Source organism: Bacillus gaemokensis, assembly GCF_001590835.1.
Classification (GTDB): domain Bacteria; phylum Bacillota; class Bacilli; order Bacillales; family Bacillaceae_G; genus Bacillus_A; species Bacillus_A gaemokensis.
In genome coordinates this window covers 294,324-317,197 of the sequence record NZ_LTAQ01000034.1, presented here as the reverse complement: position 1 = coordinate 317,197, position 22,874 = coordinate 294,324, and the positions used below count along the sequence as shown (strand labels likewise).

The following is a 22,874-nucleotide window of genomic DNA, read 5'->3' as shown; positions in this document are numbered from 1 at the left end:
CAAGTTCTTCGTATAAATGGGTAGCATGTGATGCGAATCTCCTGTTCAATCTTGAACAGGGGATTTTTTATCCAGATATTTGCGGATTCGGAGTGTCCATTTCTTACAACTGCAGTTTAGGTATGGGATAAATTGTATGTAAATACTTGATCTGTAAGAGGGGATTCATAAGCTGTTTATAGGTAAGCGTGGTATATGAGTATTACATATGAAAATGAGTAGGTGGAAAATATGAAAAAAAGTATGTATAAGAAAATTATTCTATCAATAATGATTGCTGGTGTGACAACAGGTAATCTATTACCTCTGCAACCTTATGCAGCAGAACAAAAAGAGAAAATACATTCATTGCAGGAAAGTAATAAAAATTATTCTCTTGGTCCAGCAGGATTCCAGGATGCAATGGTACAAACAACATCGAGTATATTTGCAATGGATTCGTATGCAAAAACAATTCGTAATCAACAAGAAACAGATTTGAGTAGAATAAGTTTAATTAATAGCAATTTACGAGAAAATATGGTTAAGCATCAAAAAGATGCAAAAGTGAATGCATCGTACTGGCTAGATGAAATGAAACCTCAAATTCTGAAGACAGATCAAAATATTGTGGAGTTTAATGATATATTTCAAGCATACTACAGCAACTTACTAGCTGCTATTGATCAAAAAGACAGTGGGAAATTGAAATCCGATTTAGAGAAATTGTATAATATCATTTTGAACAATCAGAATGAAGTGGACAGGCTGTTAGGAAATCTAAAAACGTTTCGAAATAGAATGGTAGAAGATACAAAAAGCTTTAAAGATGATTCCAATCAATTAACCTCAATTTTAGCAAGTACGAATGCTGGAATTCCACTTTTACAGCAACAAATCAATACTTATAATGATTCAATTAAAAAAAGTAATGATATGGTTATTGCGGGAGCAGCGCTTTGTGTGGCGCTAATCACTTGTCTTGCTGGTGGACCGATGATTGCTATTGCAAAGAAAGACATTGCAAATGCAGAGCGAGAAATAGAAAATTTAAAGGCGAGAATTTCTGGGGCACAGGCAGAAGTAGCTATTTTGACCGATGTTAAAAATAAAACAATAAATATGACAGAAACAATTGATGCGGCTATTACTTCACTTCAAAATATATCGAATCAGTGGTACACAATTGGAGCTAAGTATAATAATTTGTTACAAAATGTAAAAGGAATCAGTCCTGAGGAGTTTACTTTCATCAAAGAAGATCTGAATACAGCGAAAGATAGTTGGCAAGATGTTAAGAAGTATACAGAAAAATTACACGAGGATGTAAAAGTAAAATAAATAGAGCCTAAAGAAAATGTATATGTTTTAGCAACAACAAATAGAAAATTGTTAGTGAAACTCTTTCACGCTACGACTAGATTATTTCAAAATGAATGTTCCTGGTAAAGTTCGCTGTTAATTCAGATGGTCGAATTTTCTGGAATAAAGCGGTATAATGCTTGTAAGTACAATGTATGTAATGATAAAAGAATGTAAGAAAGGACACATAGATAGTTATTATGGATAAAGAGAAACAACAATTAAGCGTTGAAGTTGCAAGATTATACTACCAATCTGATTATAGTCAACAAGAAATAGCGAATAAATTAAATATCTCGAGACCAACTATCTCAAGATTGTTAAAGTATGCGAAAGAAAAAGGATTTGTTCAAATTAACATAGCTGATCCATTTGCCGATTTAGATAATGTAGGAAATTTACTAAAAGAAAAATATAATTTGTTAGAAGCACATGTTGTGTTTTCTCCGGTGCCAGAGTATGCGGCCATTACCGAATATATTAGTAAATATGCTGCTGAATATATGGAGAAAACTGTTACAAATGGTGATATTGTTGGAGTGAGCTGGGGAACAACGATGTATGAAATCGCTAGAAAAATTGTGCCCCAGCATGTAAAAGGTGTGGAAGTTGTGCAGCTAAAAGGAGGCATTAGCCATTCAAGTGTAAATACATATGCGAATGAAACGATCGCCTTGTTTGCAGATGCTTTTCAAACGACACCAAGAAATTTACCGCTTCCAGTTATATTTGACAATGCGGTTACAAAGGAATTAGTGGAACAGGATAGACATATCCACCATATTATTGAGATGGGAAAACAGGCCAATATTGCAATTTTTACAGTAGGAACGGTTAGAGACGAAGCTTTATTGTTCCGGTTAGGCTATTTAGATAAACAAGAAACAAATTTATTAAAAGAACAAGCTGTCGGTGACATTTGTTCACGTTTCTTTGATGGAGACGGCAATATTTGCAGTAAGGAAATTAATCAGCGTACAATTGGAATTGATTTAGAGGAGCTACGATTAAAGAAACGTTCTGTTCTTGTTGCTGGAGGTTCTAGAAAAGTAAAAGCGATTGATGGTGCATTAAGCGGAGGATATGCGAATGTATTAATCATAGATCAGCATACCGCAAAAGAGTTGTTACATTATCAAAAAGATTAGAATAAAAGGCTCTCTCAAAAGTATTACTTTGGGAAAGCCTTTTTGAATATATATATTTTTAGGATGAATAAATAAGGGTATAGTACCTCGTATAGTATTTATAAGAAACGCTCTTCGATTGATCTCCTTTTTCAAAAGTTAGAGAGTTAGCCATTATATCTCTTTCTACAAAACTCCAACCATCTTCTTCCATCATATTGATAAATGGTTCCATTTTTCCACGTTTCACTAAGTAAGGATATTTATTGTCTATTGGCTCGACTGCTACCATTTCTTTATCTTGAATAACCATTTTTGAAATAGCTATAGCAAAAGGTATGGGGTTCCCTTCTTGGAAAATTACTTTCCTTTTTTGAAAAATAAATATAGATAGTGCGATGCATATTACTAATGCTAGTATAAAGGGTTTCGATTTTAGCAAATGACTCACATCCTTTGTTTTCCATTTTATACTACAAATTAAGATTCGTTTTACTGGAGGGAATTTCCTTTTGAAAACATATGAACAAAATTTCAAAAGTGTGTTTACATTTGTTCAAACAAGAGTTAGAATGAAGTTGTTAAAAGATATGAGGAGTGAAGATAATGAATATTGCAAAGTTAATTGATCATACAGTTTTGAAACCGGATACTACGAAAGAAGATGTTGTAAAAATTTTAGAAGAAGCAAAGAAATATAATTTCGCTTCAGTTTGTATTAATCCTACATGGGTAAAATTAGCTGCTGAAGAATTAGCAGGACATGATGTTGATGTTTGTACAGTTATTGGATTCCCTTTAGGTGCAAATACGACTGAGACAAAGGTATTTGAAACAAAAGATGTTATTGCAAAAGGTGCAACTGAAGTAGACATGGTAATCAATGTCGGTGCTTTAAAAGATGGCGATAATGAATTTGTTGAAAAAGACATTTACGAAGTTGTACAAGCTGCAAAAGGAAAAGCACTTGTAAAAGTTATTATTGAAACTTGTTTATTAACAGATGAAGAAAAAGTTCGTGCTTGTGAATTATCTGTAAAAGCTGGTGCTGATTTTGTAAAAACTTCAACTGGATTCTCAACTGGTGGCGCGACTGCTGAAGATATCGCATTAATGCGCAAAACTGTTGGAGAAAACGTTGGCGTGAAAGCATCTGGTGGCGTTCGTACACGTGAAGATGCAGAGAAAATGATTGAAGCTGGTGCTTCTAGAATTGGTGCAAGTGCGAGTGTTGCAATTGTATTAAATGACAAAGAAGGCGCTTCGGATAATTACTAATCAATAAAAATTTAGGAGCAATAGATACACGAATCGCCCAAAAGCATAGTGTATCTATTGCTTTAACAATTGAAAAATATGTAAGCGGATACGGAAAAGGAGGGAGAGTTTTATGAAATATGTAATCGGTATTATAGGCTTAGTAATCGTGTTAGGTATTGCGTGGCTTGCTAGTAATAATAGAAGAAAAGTGAAATATCGTCCTATTATAACAATGATTGTACTTCAGTTTATTTTAGGTTTCTTACTTTTAAATACAAGTATCGGGAATGTACTAATTGCTGGGATTGCAGATGGTTTTGGACAATTGTTAAAGTATGCTGGTGATGGCGTTAATTTCGTATTTGGTGGTTTGGTAAATCAAAAAGAATTTTCATTCTTTTTAGGGGTATTAATGCCAATTGTTTTTATCTCAGCTTTAATCGGTATCCTGCAACACATTAAGGTATTACCATTCATTGTGAAGTATATTGGTTTGGCCTTAAGTAAAATAAATGGAATGGGGAAACTTGAATCGTATAACGCTGTAGCTTCAGCCATTTTAGGACAATCAGAAGTGTTTATTTCGGTTAAGAAACAGTTAGGTTTATTATCGGAAAGAAGATTATATACATTATGTGCATCTGCAATGTCGACGGTTTCTATGTCTATAGTTGGATCGTATATGGTGTTATTAAAACCTCAATATGTTGTAACCGCTTTAGTACTTAACTTATTTGGTGGATTTATTATTGCTTCTATCATTAATCCATATGAGGTTACTGAAGAAGAAGATATGTTAGAAGTGCAAGAGGAAGAGAAAAAGAGCTTTTTTGAAGTATTAGGGGAATATATAATAGATGGTTTTAAAGTTGCTATTACAGTAGCTGCTATGTTAATTGGATTCGTTGCTTTAATTGCTTTCATTAATGCTATTTTTAAAGGAGTAGTTGGTATCTCATTCCAAGAAATTCTTGGCTATGTATTTGCGCCGTTTGCATTTATTATGGGTGTTCCTTGGCATGAAGCGGTTAACGCAGGTAACATCATGGCGACAAAACTTGTATCAAATGAATTTGTGGCAATGACAGATTTAGCAAAAGGGAACTTTAATTTCTCTGGAAGAACAACAGCTATTATATCCGTATTCCTTGTTTCATTTGCGAACTTCTCTTCAATTGGAATTATTGCAGGAGCTGTTAAGAGCTTAAATGAAAAACAAGGGAATGTAGTAGCAAGATTCGGTTTGAAATTACTTTTCGGTGCAACGTTAGTAAGTTTCTTATCAGCAACTATTGTTGGTTTAATATATTGAGAGTTTAAGAGCGTGACTTATTAAAAATAAAAAGGACTGGTGATTAAGATGAGAATGGTAGATATTATTGCAAAAAAACGTGATGGTAAAGAATTAACAACAGAGGAAATTGGATTTTTTATTAAAGGCTATACAGATGGAACAATACCGGATTATCAAGTGAGTGCTCTTGCAATGGCTATTTTCTTCCAAGATATGTCTGATCGTGAACGTGCCGATTTAACGATGGCTATGGTTCATTCTGGAGAAACAATTGATTTATCGGAAATTGAAGGAATTAAAGTAGATAAACATTCAACTGGCGGTGTTGGGGACACAACAACATTAGTTTTAGGACCATTAGTAGCTGCTTTAAATGTACCAGTTGCTAAAATGTCTGGTCGAGGTTTAGGCCATACAGGTGGTACAATTGATAAATTAGAAGCAGTAGAAGGATTCCATGTTGAAATTACGAAAGAGCAATTTATTGATTTAGTAAATCGTGATAAGGTTGCAGTTATTGGACAAACTGGGAATTTAACACCTGCGGATAAAAAAATATATGCACTACGCGATGTTACTGGGACAGTAAATTCGATCCCACTAATCGCAAGTTCGATTATGAGTAAAAAGATTGCAGCTGGTGCTGATGCCATTGTCCTTGATGTTAAGACGGGCGCTGGTGCATTCATGAAAACAGAAGAGGATGCGAAAGAATTAGCACATGCGATGGTACGAATTGGAAATAATGTCGGTCGTCAAACAATGGCTGTTATTTCAGATATGTCACAACCACTTGGCTTTGCAATTGGTAATGCTCTTGAAGTGAAAGAAGCGATTGATACATTAAAAGGAGAAGGCCCAGAAGATTTAACGGAACTAGTGCTTGTATTAGGAAGTCAAATGGTTGTACTTGGTAAAAAAGCCAATACATTAGAAGAAGCACGTAACATGTTAATAGAAGTTATGAAAAATGGAGAAGCAATTGAAAAATTCAAAGAGTTCTTAAGTAATCAAGGTGGAGATAGCTCAATTGTAGATCATCCAGAAAAGTTACCACAAGCTAAATACGTAATTGATGTACCGGCTAAAACTGCAGGTGTAGTTTCTAACATTGTAGCAGATGAAATTGGGATCGCTGCCATGCTCCTAGGAGCAGGTCGTGCAACGAAAGAAGACGAAATTGATTTAGCTGTTGGTCTAATGCTACGCAAAAAAGTTGGTGAAGCTGTAAAAGAAGGAGAACCATTGGTTACGATTTATGCAAATCGTGAAAATGTGGAAGATGTAAAAGCTAAAATTTATGAAAACATTTCTGTATCAGAAAAGGCTGAAACTCCTAAATTAATTCATACAATTATAACTGATTAATGATTCGTAGAATGGAATTTACTTTGAGGAGGAAATAATATGGATAAAAAAAGATATATTGAAGAAGCGACAAAAATGTTAGAAAAAGCTTATATTCCGTATTCTAAATTTCCAGTTGGTGCAGCGTTAGTTACGAAAGAAGGTAAAATTTATACAGGTTGTAATATAGAAAATGCTTCTTACGGTTTATGTAATTGTGCTGAAAGAACAGCTATATTTAAGGCTGTATCAGAAGGAGAACGCGATTTTAGTTATTTAGTAATCACAGGTAAAACAGATGGACCCATTTCACCGTGTGGGGCTTGTAGACAAGTCATTGCAGAGTTTTGTGAGCCTAAAATGCCAGTATTACTGACAAACCTAAAAGGCGATGAAAAAGAAGTGACAGTTGAACAATTGTTGCCGGGTGCATTTTCGATAGAAGACTTAATCTAATAAAATACAAGTGATATACACTTTGTCAGTTATAAATGCGTAAAAAAGAAGCGATTCTCAAAAATATAGGAGGATTGCTTCTTTTTTTACAATATAGATAAATAGTTTGAATTTATATCAATAATGAATTGAAGTACTTTTATTTTTTTACGTTTTTTGTACGAGTTGTAAAAGTACATAAAGATTCTTCTAATAATTTGTTGGATAATCTTATGTCATTTAATGAGAAATCATTAAGCACTTGAAGGAAGTCTGCCTTTTAGAGCCGTGTGTATTATTAAATCTAGTACATACTGAAAATCACTAATTAGCTAATTAGTGATTTTTTTGATTCCATCAATTTAACAGAATAATATTTTTATTTAAGTGAAAGTAACAAACTTCTAAAAATAATACCATAAATTTGTCAATGGAATATATATTGTTTTGGAAGTAGGTAACATTCTAAAAAAAGCACAAAGGAGGAGGTCAGCATTTTTTGTTTCATAATTGTGAATGTTACTTGAAAAATTACTGCTTTATAAAACGTATATGAGTTTGAAAAGGGGGAAAAGGAGAGACAGCAATGAGGAAAAATGTATCTGTATGGATGATAGTTCTTTTGTTATTGCAGTTACTCTCACCGGAGTTGATATCTTTTGCTGCATCACCAGTAAAAGATATAGAACATAAATTGCAAACAAAAGAAACCGTTAATATGTGTTTAAGAGAGCATGAAGGACAAATCAAATTTAAGTGGCCCTACAACAAAAAGAAAGTTGATTTAGTAATCGTGCAAGATGCAAGTGGGAGTTTTAAGGATTCAATCGGCAATGTAAAAACTGCACTTAAAAACATTGTTGGTGAATTAGATTCGAATAATGACCGTGTTATGGTAACGAGCTATCAAGATTACAAAGGTTATAAAGGTGTAAACGGTCAATTGTTGAACAATAGTGGGCCAGGGATAAAAACAATTTTGCAGTCAGGTTTAAATAACGGATTAGAGTCCGCAAAAAATGGGATAGACAAAATCAAACCAGATAGTGGTACCCCAACTGCAAGTGGTCTTCAGTTTGCCCTGCAACAATATGAACAGGCGAAAGGAAAAAATGATCCGGATCGCGAGACAATTTTTCTACTCGTAACAGATGGTGTTGCAAATGCCCAATTAGATGGGTATATCTATAAGGAAACAAATAAAGTGACAGATACAGGATCAGGGTATCTGTCTAGTGAATATGGTCAAGATTACAAAGGTGCATTATCTCAAGTTACAAATCTAACAAACCAGGTAAAAGGAAAAGGATATAAATTAGTTACAGCTTTCTGGGAAGATAAAAAAATATTAGCTGCTCCAAATCAATATTATACAAAGTACGATAAGGAAGTAGGTCCGTATGCGAGAAACGCGCTTCAAGAAATGGCAACGAAACCAGAATGGTTTGTCTTATCAAATGATATTGAAGAGTTTTCAAAGAAATTAATTGAGACAGTAACCAAAGTTACAAAAAAAGAAAAAGATAGAATGATTTTAGATTTTTATAAGGGTTTACAGGTAGAAGATGTCCAGGTCTCTGGGCCAAAGGGTCTCAGTACTAAGCCGGTTATAAAAAATAATCAATTAACGTGGGATTTAGAGGAACAGCCAGAAGGAGAATACATTCTTACTTATAAGGTAAAAGAAGTCAAACCACAGTTAAATGGATTTGATGTTGCAGGTGGATACTTTATTTCATTTGACGAAAAGGTTGAAATTCCAAATGTAAAAGCAAGTCCTAATCCGAATGCAGTGAATTGCTCGAATGCGGTAACGAAGAAAGTATCGGATTTAGATGAAAAATTGGTAGATGCGGCAACGTTACATGCGATTGATGAAGAATTTACATATGATGTGAATTATAAATTCGGATATGATGTAGCATCAAAAGCAGAAATTAAGTTGCAGGATGATTTAGAAGACATACTAGACATTTTAGATACCACATTAACAAATGCTAAGGGGGAAATCATTTCAGTCAAACCAACGATTGATAAAGAAAAATCTATTGTGACGTACAAGATTCCTCTGAAAAATGACTCCTACGATTACCTAGCAGGGCAACAATATAAACTAACCATTAAAGCAAAAATTAAGCCCGATACAAATATTGACATATTGAGCGGTTTATTAAAAATGGAGGGATTCCAAATATGGCAAATCTTATCTTAGATGATAAGCCATTGGAATCAAATAAAGTTACGGTTACTCCTCCAATTGAAGAGCCAAAACTTCATAAAACCGTTTCTGATAGCGATGAAGTCGATGTAGAAAAGGCAACTTTATCAAACAGAAACGAGAAGTTTACTTGGAATGTAAAATATGAATTTGGAAATGCAATAAGTAGTTATAATTCCATCATATCTTTATTTTAACTATAAATTAGTAACTTACTAATTTATAGTTATTTTAATGCTATTTCTTATTGATGTCAATCGTTGTAAATAAAAAAATAGACACCTCTGCTATCCAAGAGGGGGGTGTCTATTTAGATCATATTTAGCGTTACTTCTGTATTACTTGAGACTTAATTGATTTAGATGCTGGACAAGCTCTGGTGTTTTAGAAAAGAAAGGTGAATGATCAGCTTCCATAGTAATTATTTTGTTACAAGGAGTTTCCGTGTTCATTTTACGCTGAAAATCAATCGGAATAGCCTGGTCTAAAGTTGTTTCAATATAGATACGATTTACACTTCCAAATTTCGCTTCTGATATTTTGAGCTCTTGTTGAAAGGGATCTAATGGTTGAGGGCGCATTCGCTTAAAAGCGATTTGTTTAATGGCATCATCTTTTGTAGCATTTAAAAATGTTTGTTCGATAAGTTCTGGTACAAGCTCTGCAGTCATGTTGTTCTCATTTAAAGAAAACTGTGGTCCTTTTTCTCCTGCTGATTTGCCTCCAAGACTCTCGCCATTTTGTGGCAAAAATGCACAAAGATATACTAATTTATCAATTTTATCAGGTACATACTCAGCTGTTTGAGTAATAACGATTCCGCCCATGCTATGTCCAACAAGAATGACTTTTTCATTTTGTTGATTAATGACATCGACTACTTTATCAACATATAAATCCAAAGTTATATCTTGCGGAGGGGTCATATCTTTCCCACTTCCAGGTAAGTCTAGTGTAACAACCTTATGCCCGAATGATTCTAATTCAGGTTTCACTAATTCCCATGCCCATTCTCCTTGCCATGCTCCATGTACTAAAACGTAAGTACTCATTTTAACCAACACTCCTTTAATACGTATAAGTTTCATCTATTCTCGCGATAAATGAAGTATAATCAGTGTATACTAAGCGGATTGATAAATATAATGAAGATAATTTATAGATGATATAAATATCTTTTATATAAGGAGAAAAGAATGAATCTTTTTGATTTTAAAGTTTTCAAAGGTGTGGCTCATTTGAAAAGCATTAGTTTAGCGGCAAAAGAATTACATATGACACAGCCAGCTATTACGCATATCATTAACAAATTAGAGAAGCGATATTCTTTGACTTTATTTGATCGATCGAGACAGGGGACGGTTCTAACCGAGAATGGAAAGGAATTTTTAGTGTGTGTGAATCAACTTCTAATTGAGTACGAAAATCTTGAAAATATAGCTTTTCAACTAAAAAACAAAAGTCTTTATAAAATAGTATTAGCTACATATCCTTCAGTCACGGTATACTGTTTAGCGGAATGCATAGAATTAGGGAGCTTCGATCAAAGTAAATATGTTCTTGCGGTTCGAGAAGGAAGTTATCAAGAAGTTTTAGAGTGGATGTCTACCGGTAATGCTGATTTTGCTATTTCTATAAAAGAAAATTTAATTCCTGGATTCCAGTATCGTTTTATTGGTGAAGATCCTTACGTTTTGGTTTCTGCAAAATCAGTTCCATCTAATCTTATAGCTGCTGATTTAAAAAAATATCCATTTATCATGCCTCTTTCTGGTTGTAAAGAGGTACTTGAACCTTATTTGAAACAAAATGAAATAACAATTAATAAAGTGATGGAGTCTGAGACAATTAGTTCTACGTTAGCTCTCACATTGCAAATTAACGGTATAACAATTGTTCCTTTATCAGGCTTAAATAAACAAATTATTAATGATTTCCTCATTCAACCATTAGAAATTAAAATACAGCGTCAACTCATTATGCAATGGTCTCTTAAAAAAGAGAATGACCCCTTGTTTATTTCTTTCATAGATAATTTGTTAACTCAATTACAAAAAAGAAAAGCGGATTCATTACGTTGAATGGTCTAAAATAACACAAAAAGGTAAGCTGTCATTAGGGATGACTAAGCTTACCTTTTTTAAATAAAAATCTTGAAAACAGGATAACTTCTGTTTGAGCCTATCGATAGGTGATTAATTGACGGAAAATTATAACGATAATACAATTAAATAAACTGGATAGACAGTTTTAAAGGGATTCATAGAACTTAAGGGGGATTGTTATGAAGCAATCATTTTTTATTCAAAATCGAAGAAGATTAGTAGAAACATTGCCGGATGAATCTGTTACCATTTTATTTGCTGGACAGGCACCTTATAAGTCGGCTGATGAACATTATAAATTTGTGCCAAACCGAAACTTCTATTATATGACCGGCATAGATGAGCCTAATATCATTCTTATGTTAAAAAAAGTAGGCGATATAGTGGAAGAAGTACTTTTCATTGAAAAAGCGGATCCGGTTCTTGAAAAATGGATTGGTAAAACAGTTTCAAAGGAAGAAGCACAAACGACTTCTGGTATAAAAACGATTGTGTACTTAGAAAGCTTTGAATCATCAATAGCACGGACATTTTTTACAGAACATGTGAAGCATGTGTATTTAGATTTGGAACGCCGCGATTGGACAGGAACGCAGACACGGACGTTGGCATTCGCTAAGCATGTAAGAGAACATTATCCACACCTTTCAATTGGTAATGTTTATCCGAATATTTGTGAATTACGAGTATTCAAAACTAATGAAGAGATTGAAAAGATAAAGGAAGCTATTATGGTGACAAAAGAGGGCATTTATAATGTGCTCAAGCAAGCCAAAGAGGACATGATGGAATATGAATTGGAAGCTCACTTTGATTTTAAGCTGAAATCATCCGGTATTAAGCATCATGCATTTAATACGATTTTGGCGAGTGGAAAAAATGCAACTGTACTCCATTATGAGGATAATGATTCCAAAATTGATAAAGGTGATTTGGTGCTTATGGACCTTGGTGCTCAGAAAGACTACTACAATGCTGATATTAGCTATACGTTCCCTGCGAGTGGAACATTTTCGAATCGCCAAAAAGAGATTTACAATATTGTGTTAAAAGCATTGAGGGAAACAATTGAGCTTGTGAAGCCAGGATTAAAATTTGCTGCACTAAATGAGCATACAAAAAAGGTGCTGGCGGAAGAGTGTAAGAAAATCGGTTTAATTCAAGAAAGCGAGGAGCTTTCCAAGTATTATTATCATGAAGTGAGCCATTTCCTCGGTTTGGATACTCATGATGTAGGATCGTACAACGACAGAGTTCTGGAAGCTGGTATGGTCATTACAGTGGAACCGGGTTTGTATATTGAAGAAGAGGCGATTGGAATACGTATTGAAGATGACATTCTTGTTACCGAAAAAGGGTATGAAAATTTGTCAAAAGACGTGATGAGAACGGTTGAAGAGATTGAGAATTTCATGGGATCATACAATCTATACGTGAAGGAAAGACAGATTGTTGCAAAATAATAAGAACGAAGGCGCTCGATTTTGGGCGTCTTTATTCATGTGGTTTTAGAATTTTAACAATTAAATCAGTTTAGTGTAAAGAAACATATTACAGTACTTTTATACAGGGTACTGTATTGTTGAATAGACTTTTGGAAGTGTTATTGATGGACTAAGATATTCTATTCATCCAACCGTTGTATAGAAAATGTGTAAATAATATTTGAGAAACGTAAAGCAGGGAACAGAAAATAACATGTATGATATATAATGAGTTCCTATTGTGAAGGTACTGAAACTAAGCGTATAATATTATAGGTCTGAAACATATAAGACAAATCGTGAATGATAAAAATGATAGATGTTTTTTCATCGCTAATAAAAAATAGATAAAATGAAAGTAACACTGGAATTCAGATAGGGAGTTATAAAATGAAATTAATTATTGCCGAGAAACCAGATCAAGGTTTGGCTCTTGTTTCTCAATTTAAATATCGAAGGAAAGATGGCTATTTGGAAGTGGAAGCAAATGAACTGTTTCCAAATGGAGCGTACTGTACGTGGGCAATTGGTCATTTGACGCAGTTATGTAATCCAGAACATTATCACGCCGAGTGGAAAAAATGGTCACTAGATACATTACCAATGATTCCAGAGCGTTTTCAATTTGAAGTAACAAAATCAAAGTATAAGCAATTTAATGTTGTGAAACAACTGTTACATAATCCGCAAGTGACGGAAATCATTCATGCGGGTGATGCTGGTCGAGAAGGGGAATTGATTGTACGAAATATTATTAACCTCTGTAATGTTCAAAAACCGATGAAACGTCTTTGGATTTCTTCCTTAACAAAACAAGCTATTTATCAAGGGTTCAAAAATTTACTTGATGAGTCAGATACAATTAATACGTATTATGAAGCATATACAAGGTCTTGTGCTGACTGGGTAGTAGGCATGAATGCATCACGTGTCTTTAGTATTTTGTTAAAGAAAAAAGGAATGAATGATGTGTTTTCGGCTGGTCGGGTTCAAACGCCCACATTAGCTTTAATTGTGAAACGTGAAAAGGAAATTGAAAACTTCAAATCAGAGCCATTTTGGGAAGTATTTGCAACCTTTCATATAGAAGGAAAGAAATATGAAGGAAAGTGGGAGAAAGATAACGAGTCCCGTTTAACAGATCCGGATATGGCAAATAAAATCGCTGCATTTTGCCAAAATAAACCGGCCGAAGTAAAGGAAATGAAAACAGAGCGGAAAGAGTTTCAACCACCGTTTTTATTTAACTTATCAGCACTGCAAGCAACGGCGAACAAAGCGTTTAAATTTTCTCCAAAAAAGACACTTGATATAACGCAAGCTTTATATCAAAAGGGGATTGTTTCTTACCCACGTTCGGATTCTAACTATGTGACACAAGGAGAAGCAGCAACGTTTCCTGATATTTTACAAAAGTTAAGCCAGTTTGATGATTATAAAGATTTGTTACCGGCACCGATAGATTCTATTATGAACAATAAGCGCTACGTGAATGAGAAGAAGGTTACGGATCACTACGCTATTATTCCAACTGAACAGGTTACAAATCCAAGTAAACTATCTGGTGATGAAAAGAAAATTTACGATATGATTGTTAGAAGATTAATTGCGGCGCATTATGAGGTTGCTATTTTTGACTATACAACAATTACAACTCTTGTAGATGAGCGTGCTGCGTTCATTTCAAAAGGGAAGCAGCAAATTCAAGAAGGATGGCGTAAGGTTATCTTCCAAGATGATAAAGATGATGAAACGATTCTTCCAATCGTAGCAGAGGGCGAACAAGGAAAAGTTGTAAAGGTAAAAGTGAAAGAAGGAAAAACGCAGCCACCAAAACGTTATACAGAAGGACAACTGATTACATTAATGAAGACGGCTGGGAAGTATTTAGATAATGAAGAGCTTGAAAAAGTTTTAAAAAAGACAGAAGGTTTAGGGACTGAGGCAACCCGTGCAGGTATCATTACAATGCTGAAAGACCGAAAATATATTGATGTAAAGAAGAACCAAGTATACGCAACGGATAAGGGGAAAGTATTAATTACCGCAATTGGTGATAAAATTTTAGCCTCTCCAGAAATGACGGCAAAGTGGGAGCAGCGCCTTGCTGAAATTGGAGAAGGAACTGCTTCACCAGCGACATTTATGGAACAGACAAAGAAACTATCGGCAAAAATTATTGAAGATGCGGTTGAAATGTCTGAGAAATGGGATTTTACAGGGTTGCATGTGGAGTCAATTGAACGAAAAGGTTCGAAATTTACAACAGGTAAAAAAGTAGGGAAATGTAAAAAATGTGATGGTGATGTAATCGATAAATCTACTTTTTACGGTTGTTCGAACTATAATACAACGCAATGTGATTTCACGATTTCTAAGAAGATACTAGGGAAAACGATTTCGCAAAAGAATATGGGTAAGTTATTAAAAGGTGAACAGACAGACTTAATTAAAGGCTTTAAGAAAAATGATAAAACGTTTGATGCGAAGCTAGAATGGAAAGAGAATAAAATGAATTTTGTGTTTGAGAAATGAGAGAAGGTGTTGCGATTGTGCGCAACACCCTTTTACATATTGAGGTAAAATTATACAATAATAGGAATTTCGATTTGCTACTAGTATATAAATAAAGATTCGTTTATTCTATAGCGTTCAGTTATTGGGAATATTTGTATGTTAAAAAAATAAAAGAAAAGTTTGAAAATAATATTGCACTATATTATCTTTCGAACTATAATAAGTAAAAGAATAGTTGGTTCTTAAGTTAAATATTCAGAATCTTCAATTAGTTAAAAATGGAAATAAGATAAGTTATTTTTGAATGGAGGTTTTATTATGGCGAACAAAGTACCATTTTCGTTCATAGTAGTTATTGGATTAATGTTATTTGCTCTCTTTTTTGGGGCAGGAAATTTAATTTTCCCCGCGATGCTTGGTCAATCGGCTGGAACAAATATTTGGTCAGCAAATGCAGGATTTTTAGTAACAGGGGTTGGTCTACCATTACTTGGCGTATTAGCATTTGGAATTTCAGGTAAAGAGGATTTACAATCACTGGCAAGCCGTGTTCATCCTGTTTTTGGAGTTGTGTTTACGACGACTTTATACTTAGCGATTGGTCCTTTATTTGCTATACCGAGAACAGGTAATGTTTCTTTTGAGATTGGGGTTAAACCTTTCTTGTCAGAAAATTTCGGTTCTATGCCTTTAATCATTTTTACAATTATATTCTTTAGTATTACGTGTTTTTTTTCGCTCAATCCCGCGAAAATTGTCGATATTGTTGGAAAAATCTTGACGCCAATTAAATTAACATTCATTGGAATTCTAGTAATCGTTGCTTTCATTCATCCAATAGGGGATATGCAAGCACCTGTTGAAACGTATACGTCTAACGCATTCTTTAAAGGTTTTCAAGAAGGATACTTAACGATGGATACGCTTGCATCTTTCGTATTTGGCATTATAATCATTAATGCAATTAAAGAGAAGGGTGCGAAAACGAAAAAACAGATTATGATTGTTTGTGCAAAAGCAACGATTATTGCAGCGACAGTATTAGCGATTATTTATACAGCGCTTTCTTATATGGGAGCTTCAAGTGTAGCGAAACTTGGACACCTAGAGAATGGTGGAGAAGTATTAGCAAAAGTTTCAAATTACTACTTTGGTTCATATGGTGGGGTACTATTAGGATTAATGATTACAGTAGCTTGTTTAACGACTAGTGTCGGACTTGTCTCAGCATGTTCTTCATTTTTCCATAAACTATTTCCAAAGGTATCTTATAAAAAGATCGCTATTATGTTATCTGTTTTTAGTGCAATTGTTGCGAATGTAGGATTAACACAATTAATTTCTATCTCTGTTCCTGTATTAACAGCTATATATCCATTAGCGATTGTATTAATCTTTTTAACATTTTTCCATCCGTTATTTAAAGGCAGATCCGAAGTTTATCAAGCAAGCTTACTGATAACATTTATTATAAGTTTATTTGATGGACTTAGTGCAGCTGGAGTAAATATTCAAGTAGTGAATCAGCTATTCACTCGAATTCTTCCCATGCATGAAGTAGGACTAGGCTGGATTTTCCCAGCTATTATTGGTGGATTGATTGGATATGGTATTAGTTATTTACGAATGAAAAATGAAATTCATTCTAGCGCAGCAAGAGTAAATAAGTAGTTATATGTAACAAAAAAGTTATAGAATTTATTTCTATAACTTTTTTGTGACTATAGGAAATAAATAGCGGGAGTTTTCATGATGGTTAACTGTATAATAGATGTAGCTATCGGAATCATTTATAGATAGCTATTCGGTTAGATATCTTTTAGAAGAGAAGTAAAAATGAAACTAGGAGAAATGAAATGAATAAAAAAATTGATCATATCGGTATTGCTGTTCGTGATATAGATAGTAGTATACGTTTTTATGAAAAAGTCTTATCAGGAACACTAATAGATCGTTATATAAGTGAAGCAACAGGTGTTGAGAGTGAAGTGGCCATTCTTGAAGTACATGGAGATAGAATTGAGTTACTTGCACCGACTAATAATACAACTTCTCCAATTGCACGGTTTATAAAGCAAAAAGGGAAAGGTGTACACCACATAGCTTATTGTGTAGATGATTTGGATCAAGCTTTAGAAGAATTAAAACAACAAGGGATTCGAACATTAGAGCACACACTTCGTACAAACAAGCATGGTAGAAGGTTAATTTATCTTAATCCAGCCGATACAGAGGGGACAATTATTGAATATTGTGATTATCCTGAAGGGCTGTAATCTAAAAAAGTGTTACGCAAAAGGCGTAACACTTTTTTCATTAGAAATAGTGAAGTGACATAGAGAAATATCAGGAAGGAGCAGGTGAAATGATAGGCTCCGTTCTTCGGAAGCGTATCAACATTTTTTAGGTTCAACAGATTGTTTTATCATGAGCGATTTCGGTTTTATATTTACAAAGCAAATGCTTACGACAATAAATAAAAGTCCGATGAATAAGCTAATTGTAATAGCCTCATGTAGAAAGATTGAACTTACAATAATAGCAATAAGAGGAATGAGAAATGTATAGGCTCCAACTTTACTTGCCTCTCCAGCTCCGACAAGTGTAAAGTAGGCGAGCCAGCCCATTGCAATAACAAAGATTGAAATGAATAATAGAACGATTACAAATGGTATGCTCCAAGCGATGCTAGACCAGCTTTCAAATTCTGAACCAAATCCAATTAAGCAAAATCCTCCGATAATAAGTTGAAGTGTAACCATCCAAATTGCATTTACACGGTTTCCAGTCTTTTTGATGAATACTGTACCAAGCGCCCATCCAACTGCACATCCTAAAGCAAGAAAGATACCGATGATAGAAATATGTCCGGTTAAGCTACTAGAGCTAATAACTGCTACGCCCATAAATCCAAGAATAAGACCGAAGATTTTTAAACCATACATTGATTCTTCAAGCCAGATCCAAGAGAAAATGCCGAGTAAGACAGGTTGGAGAAATACGATAGCTGAAAAAAGTCCAGCGGGCATATACTGAAGACCTACAGTTTGTAGTCCATAAAATAAAATGATGTTGAGTAAAGCAGAAATAAAGTATAAATGCCACGTTTCTTTTAAATGTAATTGCTTGTATTTCGGTAATGCGAAAATAAGTAGAATAAATCCTCCTATTACCGTTCTGATTCCTGCAAATAATACGGGTGGTGTATAATGCAGAGCAAATTTAGATAAAGGCCAATTAATCCCCCACATAAGAACGAGAAATGAAAGAATCATGGCTGCTTTTGTTCGAGAAAGCTGTGTCAAAATAAGACCTCCTTGTTGTATTTCATTTCACTATGATATGATATTGAACATGATAAATAAAATGAATCTTTTTTATAAGGAGTATAAGTAATTCGTTATGACCATTACGCAACTTCAAGTTTTTATAAAAGTAGTTGAACTGGGGAGCTTTACGAAGGCAGCTCGAATTTTGAATATGACACAGCCTGCTGTGAGTCATGCGATTTTTAGTGTGGAATCAGAATTAGGCGTGACACTTATCATACGCGATAAACGAAAAGGGCTAATTCTTACTGATGTAGGAACTCGTCTTCTTGTTCATTTTCGGGAAATTTTAAATGGTGTTGAGAAGGTAGAACAAGAGGTTGCAATGGAGAAAGGGCATGAAGTTGGAACGATTCGTATCGGAAGTTTTCCAAGTGCATCGGCATATTTTTTGCCTAAAATGATTAATATATTTCGTGAAAAATATCCGAATTTAGAGCTGGTTCTCCATGAGGGAACACTTAAAGAAGTAGAAGAATGGTTATTATCACGTGTAATTGATGTAGGAATTGTTATTTTGCCAAATAAAGAAATGGAGATTGTACCTTTAACTAAGGGGAAGATGGTTGTTGTTTTAAGGGATGATCATCCTTTGTGTAAGAAAGAAACGATTACAATAAAAGACTTAGAAGATGAGCCAATTATTATTTGTAAAGGTGGGTATGAACCGCCAATTATAGAGATGTTTAAGCAAGCTTTTGTACCACTTTGTATTGAATATGTTGTTTCTACTGTGACGACATCATTAAATATGATACAAGAGGGATTGGGTTTAGCTATATTAGCTGAATTATCCCTATCAAATTTACCACCGAATGTTCAGACAAGAGAGTTGGAACCACAAGTGTGGAGAGAAATTGCATTAGCTGTGCCTTCATTAAAAGAATCTTCACTAGCTGTGCAACTCTTTATTGAAGAATTTCAAGGATTGTTTGCAGAGTAGTAAAAGGCATCTCGCTTGTGAGGTGTCTTTTTATGTATCGTTATCAAATGTCAAAAAGTTTTATAGAAAGGGTTGACTTCTATTCTCGTTGTAACTATAATGATTACATCGAGGTGGTGATCATGATGAAAATTAGTAGCCGCTTTTCTATAGCTGTTCATATTTTATCTATTTTGAAAAATAATCCATCATCTATTTGTACTTCAGAATTTATGGCTGAAAGTGTAAATACAAATCCGGTTGTAATTCGGAAAATAATGTCTTGCTTAAAACAGGCTAAGTTTGTTTATGTGAATCGAGGCCCAGGTGGAGCAGGATTATTAAAGGATTTAAATGAAATCACGTTATTAGATGTGTATCATGCAGTGAATGTAGTTGAGGAAGATAAGTTGTTTCACATTCACGAACAACCGAATCCAGATTGTCCAATTGGAGCGAATATTCAAGCTGTATTAGAAGTGATTTTGGTTCAAGCACAATCTGCAATGGAAGAAGTTTTGAGAAGTATAAATATGGCACAGTTATTTGAATCTTTACAACATAAAATGAAGGGTTGAAATAAGGATTGAGGAATGCAAGTCTCTATAAAAAAGAGAATGCATATTTTTTTCTTAGTGTTGTAACTTAATGCGTTACAACGAATAACGATAAAAGAAGGTAAGGTGTAATACTATGACTGTAAAAATGAAAGTGTATTCTGATTTTATCTGTCCGTTTTGTTTTTTAGCAAAAGGTCCGCTAGATGAGGTAGCTAAGGAGAAAAATGTAGAAATTGAATGGATGCCATTTGAATTACGTCCAAGTCCATATGCAAAAATTGATCCATGGCAAGAGCCAGATAAATTAGGATCATGGGATTCCTTTATTCTTCCTACTGCAAAGAAATTAGGAGTTGAAATGTGCTTGCCACGTGTTTCGCCTCACCCATATACGCATTTAGCTTTTGAAGGATGCCAATTCGCGAAGGAATATGGATTGGGAAATGCTTTTCATCATCGAGTGTTTACAGCGTTTTTCCAAGAAGAACAAAACATTGAAGAGATAGATGTATTAACGAAGTTAGCGGTTGAAGTAGGACTTCCTGAAGTTGAATTTAAAGATGCTTTAGTAACTCGTAAGTATAAAGAAAAACATCAGCAAGCGATTCAACATGCATATGATGAAGCTAATATTATGGCTGTTCCAACTGTCATGATTGGAGATGAAGTCATTCAAGGGCTTGCTAGTAAAGAAACGTTAGAAAGAGTAATTGATAAAGAAATCGAAAAGGATAAAACAAATTCATTTGAAGGTATGCAATGTAATACGGATGGATATTGCTAATCCATCTTTCATTGAAGAATCAACTTGATTTGTTTAAATAAATTATAAAACTTATACATTCGGAGGAATTAACATGTCAGTAACTACAACAAACTTAAAAGAAGCAATCGTGAACCGTCGTTCAATTCGTAAAGTAACAAAAAATGCTACAATCACAAAAGAAAGAATCAATGAAGTTTTAAAAACAGCTTTACATGCACCAACATCTTTCAATATGCAAAGTGGTCGTATGGTCGTATTAATGGATGCAGAGCATGAAAAGTTTTGGGATATCGTAAAAGAAACGCTTAGAGCTCGAGTGCCAGCAGAAAACTTTGAAGCAACAGTAGAAAGACTTAAAGGTTTCCGCGAAGGAGTAGGAACAGTACTATTCTTTGAAAATCAAGCCACAGTAAAACAAATGCAAGAAAATGCACCATTATATAAAGAACAGTTCCCATTCTGGTCTCATCAAGGAAATGCAATGCTACAACATACTGTATGGATGCTATTATCTGCAGAAGGAATCGGAGCATCATTACAACACTACAACCCAATTGTAGATGCTGAAGTGAAAGAAACTTGGAATATTCCAGCAGAGTGGAGCTTAGTAGGACAAATGCCATTTGGTGAGCCAAATGAACAACCAGGTGAAAGAACGTTCCTACCTACTGAAGGTGTAGTAAAGTTTTACTAAAATATACTTGGAAGTGTAGGGATTAGTGTATGAAAGAAAGTACAAATTTACAAATTATTCGTAGCACGTATGAAAGTCCAGGCCGTTTAGTAGAAGCACTTTCACAACAGGTGGAATGGACAGAAGCGGTAGGTTTTCCATATGGGGGCACTTATATTGGTGTAGAAGCTGTAATAGAAAATGTTTTTAGCCGTCTAGCATCAGAATGGGATGATTTTAGAGCGAGCGTGCATACGTATCATGAGTTGAATGAAAAAGAAGTCGTTATTGCTGAAGGGATATACTCTGGAATATATAAAAAAACAGGTAAAGCATTTCAAGCTGATTTTGTACATGTTTGGGAATTGCGTAATAAAAAAATTGTAAGGTTCAAACAATATGTTGATAGCTATACTGTTCAACAAGCGCTACTACCTTCTTAATAGTAAATAGAGAGTGAAAAGAGAAGCTGTTTAAGAAATAGCTTCTCTTTTTTGCGTGCTTTTAAACAAAGGTTTGTTATGGTAGGAGTATGACGGCTTCGTTTAGGGAAGTAATATAACAAAATAATATATTGGGTCGATTCAATGAACAGTTATCAAAGGATGTGTTGTAATGAATAATGAGAAGAAATATACAGTAGTGGGTACTGATATTAATGAAGTGAAGCGTTTAAATAAAAATTCAGGGTTAACGTATAATCAAGTAAAGGAATTGTTAGCGAAGCAAATTGACAAGGGGAAGCGTTAAAATTTAAAATATAGGTTATAATTTGAATTTGTGTCTAAAGAGAGTTGCAAAGAATTGTAACTCTCTTATTTTATTTGATGAAGAAAATGAAGTTGAATAGTAAGGGGGAAATAGGAGAATACATCCTTGATTTCGGCTGCAAACTTATAGTTTATGTATAGTTCATATAAAGCTAATATTATATGCCAATGCAGTATAAAATAGAAATATTTTTGCTATGGTAAAATAAAGACAAGTACATACCATTTAACTTTTAGTGTAGGAGGAAACAGCATGAAAAAGTGAAGGATAAAGAAAAAATTGATTATGTAAAAGATTTACCGGTAGAAGGATTAAAAGGAAAGAAGATAGGAATTCTTTTCTCGATGGATCAACAAGATAAAGCTAGAAAAGCTGTAGCTGAAAAGATAAAACAAGATCTTCAAAATGCAGGTGCTACATTGACTGAGGGAATAAAGCTGAATCACGATGGTGTAGATAATTTGTCAATCTTAGAATATGACTTTAAACATAATCTGAATTCTTTTCTTGCCAACCAAAAAAATGTGCCAGTAAAATCGTTAAAAGAAATAATTGAATTTAATAAAAAAGATGAAAATCGCCGAAAATCTAGAGAACGAGTAAAAGCTCGATTGGTGAAAGCTAATAATCAGTGGGGGGTGAAGAAAACCCCACTGATTAAAGTTTCACTTTATGTTCCTTTGTACAAATGTAAAGAGGGATTATACGATTTAGCAAGAAGACAA

The 22,874-nt window shown here is 34.1% G+C and carries 22 protein-coding genes and 1 pseudogene; 20 read left to right on the top strand and 3 right to left on the bottom strand.

The features are described 5' to 3' along the window. Positions 1–231: 231 nt before the first annotated feature. Together nheC and AZF08_RS20935 are read left to right on the top strand one after the other, a co-directional pair. Positions 232–1,320 (top strand): non-hemolytic enterotoxin subunit C, encoded by a 1,089-nt coding sequence (gene nheC, locus AZF08_RS20940; RefSeq protein WP_033674724.1) that lies wholly within the window; start codon positions 232–234, stop codon positions 1,318–1,320. A gap of 221 nt (positions 1,321–1,541) precedes the next feature. Then, positions 1,542–2,489, top strand: a complete 948-nt coding sequence (locus AZF08_RS20935; protein WP_033674725.1) for a sugar-binding transcriptional regulator — start codon at positions 1,542–1,544, stop codon at positions 2,487–2,489. Positions 2,490–2,547: 58 nt separating this feature from the next. Here AZF08_RS20935 and AZF08_RS20930 read toward each other — a convergent pair whose 3' ends face one another. After that, positions 2,548–2,910, bottom strand: a complete 363-nt coding sequence (locus tag AZF08_RS20930) for a hypothetical protein (protein WP_033674726.1) — start codon at positions 2,908–2,910, stop codon at positions 2,548–2,550. 164 nt (positions 2,911–3,074) lie between these two features. On the opposite strand from AZF08_RS20930, the gene deoC reads away from it, so the two are divergent. The 6 genes from deoC (at position 3,075) to AZF08_RS32255 (ending at position 9,219) form a co-directional block, all read left to right on the top strand. Then, positions 3,075–3,746: a deoxyribose-phosphate aldolase gene (gene deoC / locus AZF08_RS20925; protein WP_033674727.1), complete on the top strand. Its 672-nt coding sequence runs from the start codon at positions 3,075–3,077 to the stop codon at positions 3,744–3,746. Positions 3,747–3,858: 112 nt separating this feature from the next. Next, positions 3,859–5,040: a NupC/NupG family nucleoside CNT transporter gene (locus AZF08_RS20920; RefSeq protein ID WP_033674728.1), complete on the top strand. Its 1,182-nt coding sequence runs from the start codon at positions 3,859–3,861 to the stop codon at positions 5,038–5,040. Between the two features lie 48 nt (positions 5,041–5,088). After that, positions 5,089–6,390: a pyrimidine-nucleoside phosphorylase gene (locus AZF08_RS20915; RefSeq protein WP_033674729.1), complete on the top strand. Its 1,302-nt coding sequence runs from the start codon at positions 5,089–5,091 to the stop codon at positions 6,388–6,390. A gap of 39 nt (positions 6,391–6,429) precedes the next feature. Continuing rightward, positions 6,430–6,825, top strand: a complete 396-nt coding sequence (locus tag AZF08_RS20910; protein ID WP_033674730.1) for a cytidine deaminase — start codon at positions 6,430–6,432, stop codon at positions 6,823–6,825. A 565-nt stretch (positions 6,826–7,390) separates the two neighbouring features. Next, entirely contained in the window at positions 7,391–9,016 is a 1,626-nt protein-coding gene (locus tag AZF08_RS20905; protein ID WP_051725743.1) for an isopeptide-forming domain-containing fimbrial protein, read from the top strand. Next, the gene (locus AZF08_RS32255) at positions 8,998–9,219 is read left to right on the top strand and encodes a hypothetical protein (RefSeq protein WP_051725745.1); all 222 of its coding nucleotides are present in this window, start codon (positions 8,998–9,000) and stop codon (positions 9,217–9,219) included. Before AZF08_RS20905 ends, AZF08_RS32255 begins: the two co-directional genes overlap by 19 nt. Positions 9,220–9,360: 141 nt before the next feature. On the opposite strand, the gene AZF08_RS20895 is transcribed toward AZF08_RS32255, so the two are convergent. After that, a complete protein-coding gene (locus tag AZF08_RS20895; RefSeq protein WP_033674731.1) occupies positions 9,361–10,074 on the bottom strand; it encodes an alpha/beta fold hydrolase in 714 nt (237 codons plus the stop codon). A gap of 144 nt (positions 10,075–10,218) precedes the next feature. Between AZF08_RS20895 and AZF08_RS20890 the strand changes: the two genes are divergently transcribed. The 5 genes from AZF08_RS20890 (at position 10,219) to AZF08_RS20870 (ending at position 17,404) form a co-directional block, all read left to right on the top strand. Next, entirely contained in the window at positions 10,219–11,103 is an 885-nt protein-coding gene (locus AZF08_RS20890) for a LysR family transcriptional regulator (protein WP_033674732.1), read from the top strand. A 203-nt stretch (positions 11,104–11,306) separates the two neighbouring features. Continuing rightward, positions 11,307–12,590 carry an aminopeptidase P family protein gene (locus AZF08_RS20885; protein WP_033674733.1) on the top strand — a complete coding sequence of 428 codons (1,284 nt, stop codon included), beginning with the start codon at positions 11,307–11,309 and terminating at the stop codon, positions 12,588–12,590. A 411-nt stretch (positions 12,591–13,001) separates the two neighbouring features. Continuing rightward, positions 13,002–15,146, top strand: a complete 2,145-nt coding sequence (topB, locus tag AZF08_RS20880; protein ID WP_033674734.1) for a DNA topoisomerase III — start codon at positions 13,002–13,004, stop codon at positions 15,144–15,146. A gap of 300 nt (positions 15,147–15,446) precedes the next feature. Next, on the top strand, positions 15,447–16,799 hold the full coding sequence (gene brnQ, locus AZF08_RS20875) for a branched-chain amino acid transport system II carrier protein (RefSeq protein WP_033674735.1): 1,353 nt from the start codon (positions 15,447–15,449) through the stop codon (positions 16,797–16,799). A 185-nt stretch (positions 16,800–16,984) separates the two neighbouring features. After that, positions 16,985–17,404: a VOC family protein gene (locus AZF08_RS20870; RefSeq protein WP_033674736.1), complete on the top strand. Its 420-nt coding sequence runs from the start codon at positions 16,985–16,987 to the stop codon at positions 17,402–17,404. 117 nt (positions 17,405–17,521) lie between these two features. Here AZF08_RS20870 and AZF08_RS20865 read toward each other — a convergent pair whose 3' ends face one another. Continuing rightward, a complete protein-coding gene (locus AZF08_RS20865; RefSeq protein ID WP_033674737.1) occupies positions 17,522–18,433 on the bottom strand; it encodes a DMT family transporter in 912 nt (303 codons plus the stop codon). Positions 18,434–18,530: 97 nt separating this feature from the next. Here AZF08_RS20865 and AZF08_RS20860 point away from each other — a divergent pair, with 97 nt between their 5' ends. The 7 genes and pseudogenes from AZF08_RS20860 to AZF08_RS20830 form a co-directional block, all read left to right on the top strand. Then, positions 18,531–19,400 carry a LysR family transcriptional regulator gene (locus tag AZF08_RS20860; protein ID WP_033674738.1) on the top strand — a complete coding sequence of 290 codons (870 nt, stop codon included), beginning with the start codon at positions 18,531–18,533 and terminating at the stop codon, positions 19,398–19,400. A gap of 125 nt (positions 19,401–19,525) precedes the next feature. Next, the gene (locus AZF08_RS20855) at positions 19,526–19,957 is read left to right on the top strand and encodes an Rrf2 family transcriptional regulator (RefSeq protein WP_033674739.1); all 432 of its coding nucleotides are present in this window, start codon (positions 19,526–19,528) and stop codon (positions 19,955–19,957) included. 115 nt (positions 19,958–20,072) lie between these two features. Then, positions 20,073–20,723: a DsbA family oxidoreductase gene (locus AZF08_RS20850; RefSeq protein ID WP_033674740.1), complete on the top strand. Its 651-nt coding sequence runs from the start codon at positions 20,073–20,075 to the stop codon at positions 20,721–20,723. A 73-nt stretch (positions 20,724–20,796) separates the two neighbouring features. Next, positions 20,797–21,399 carry a nitroreductase family protein gene (locus tag AZF08_RS20845; RefSeq protein ID WP_033674741.1) on the top strand — a complete coding sequence of 201 codons (603 nt, stop codon included), beginning with the start codon at positions 20,797–20,799 and terminating at the stop codon, positions 21,397–21,399. Between the two features lie 29 nt (positions 21,400–21,428). After that, complete coding sequence (locus tag AZF08_RS20840) at positions 21,429–21,821, top strand: nuclear transport factor 2 family protein (protein ID WP_033674742.1); 393 nt, start codon at positions 21,429–21,431, stop codon at positions 21,819–21,821. Between the two features lie 172 nt (positions 21,822–21,993). Beyond that, positions 21,994–22,128 (top strand): hypothetical protein, encoded by a 135-nt coding sequence (locus AZF08_RS31835; protein ID WP_033674743.1) that lies wholly within the window; start codon positions 21,994–21,996, stop codon positions 22,126–22,128. A 275-nt stretch (positions 22,129–22,403) separates the two neighbouring features. Continuing rightward, a pseudogene (locus AZF08_RS20830) lies at positions 22,404–22,733 on the top strand (amidase family protein); the annotation flags it as partial. Positions 22,734–22,874 lie beyond the last annotated feature (141 nt).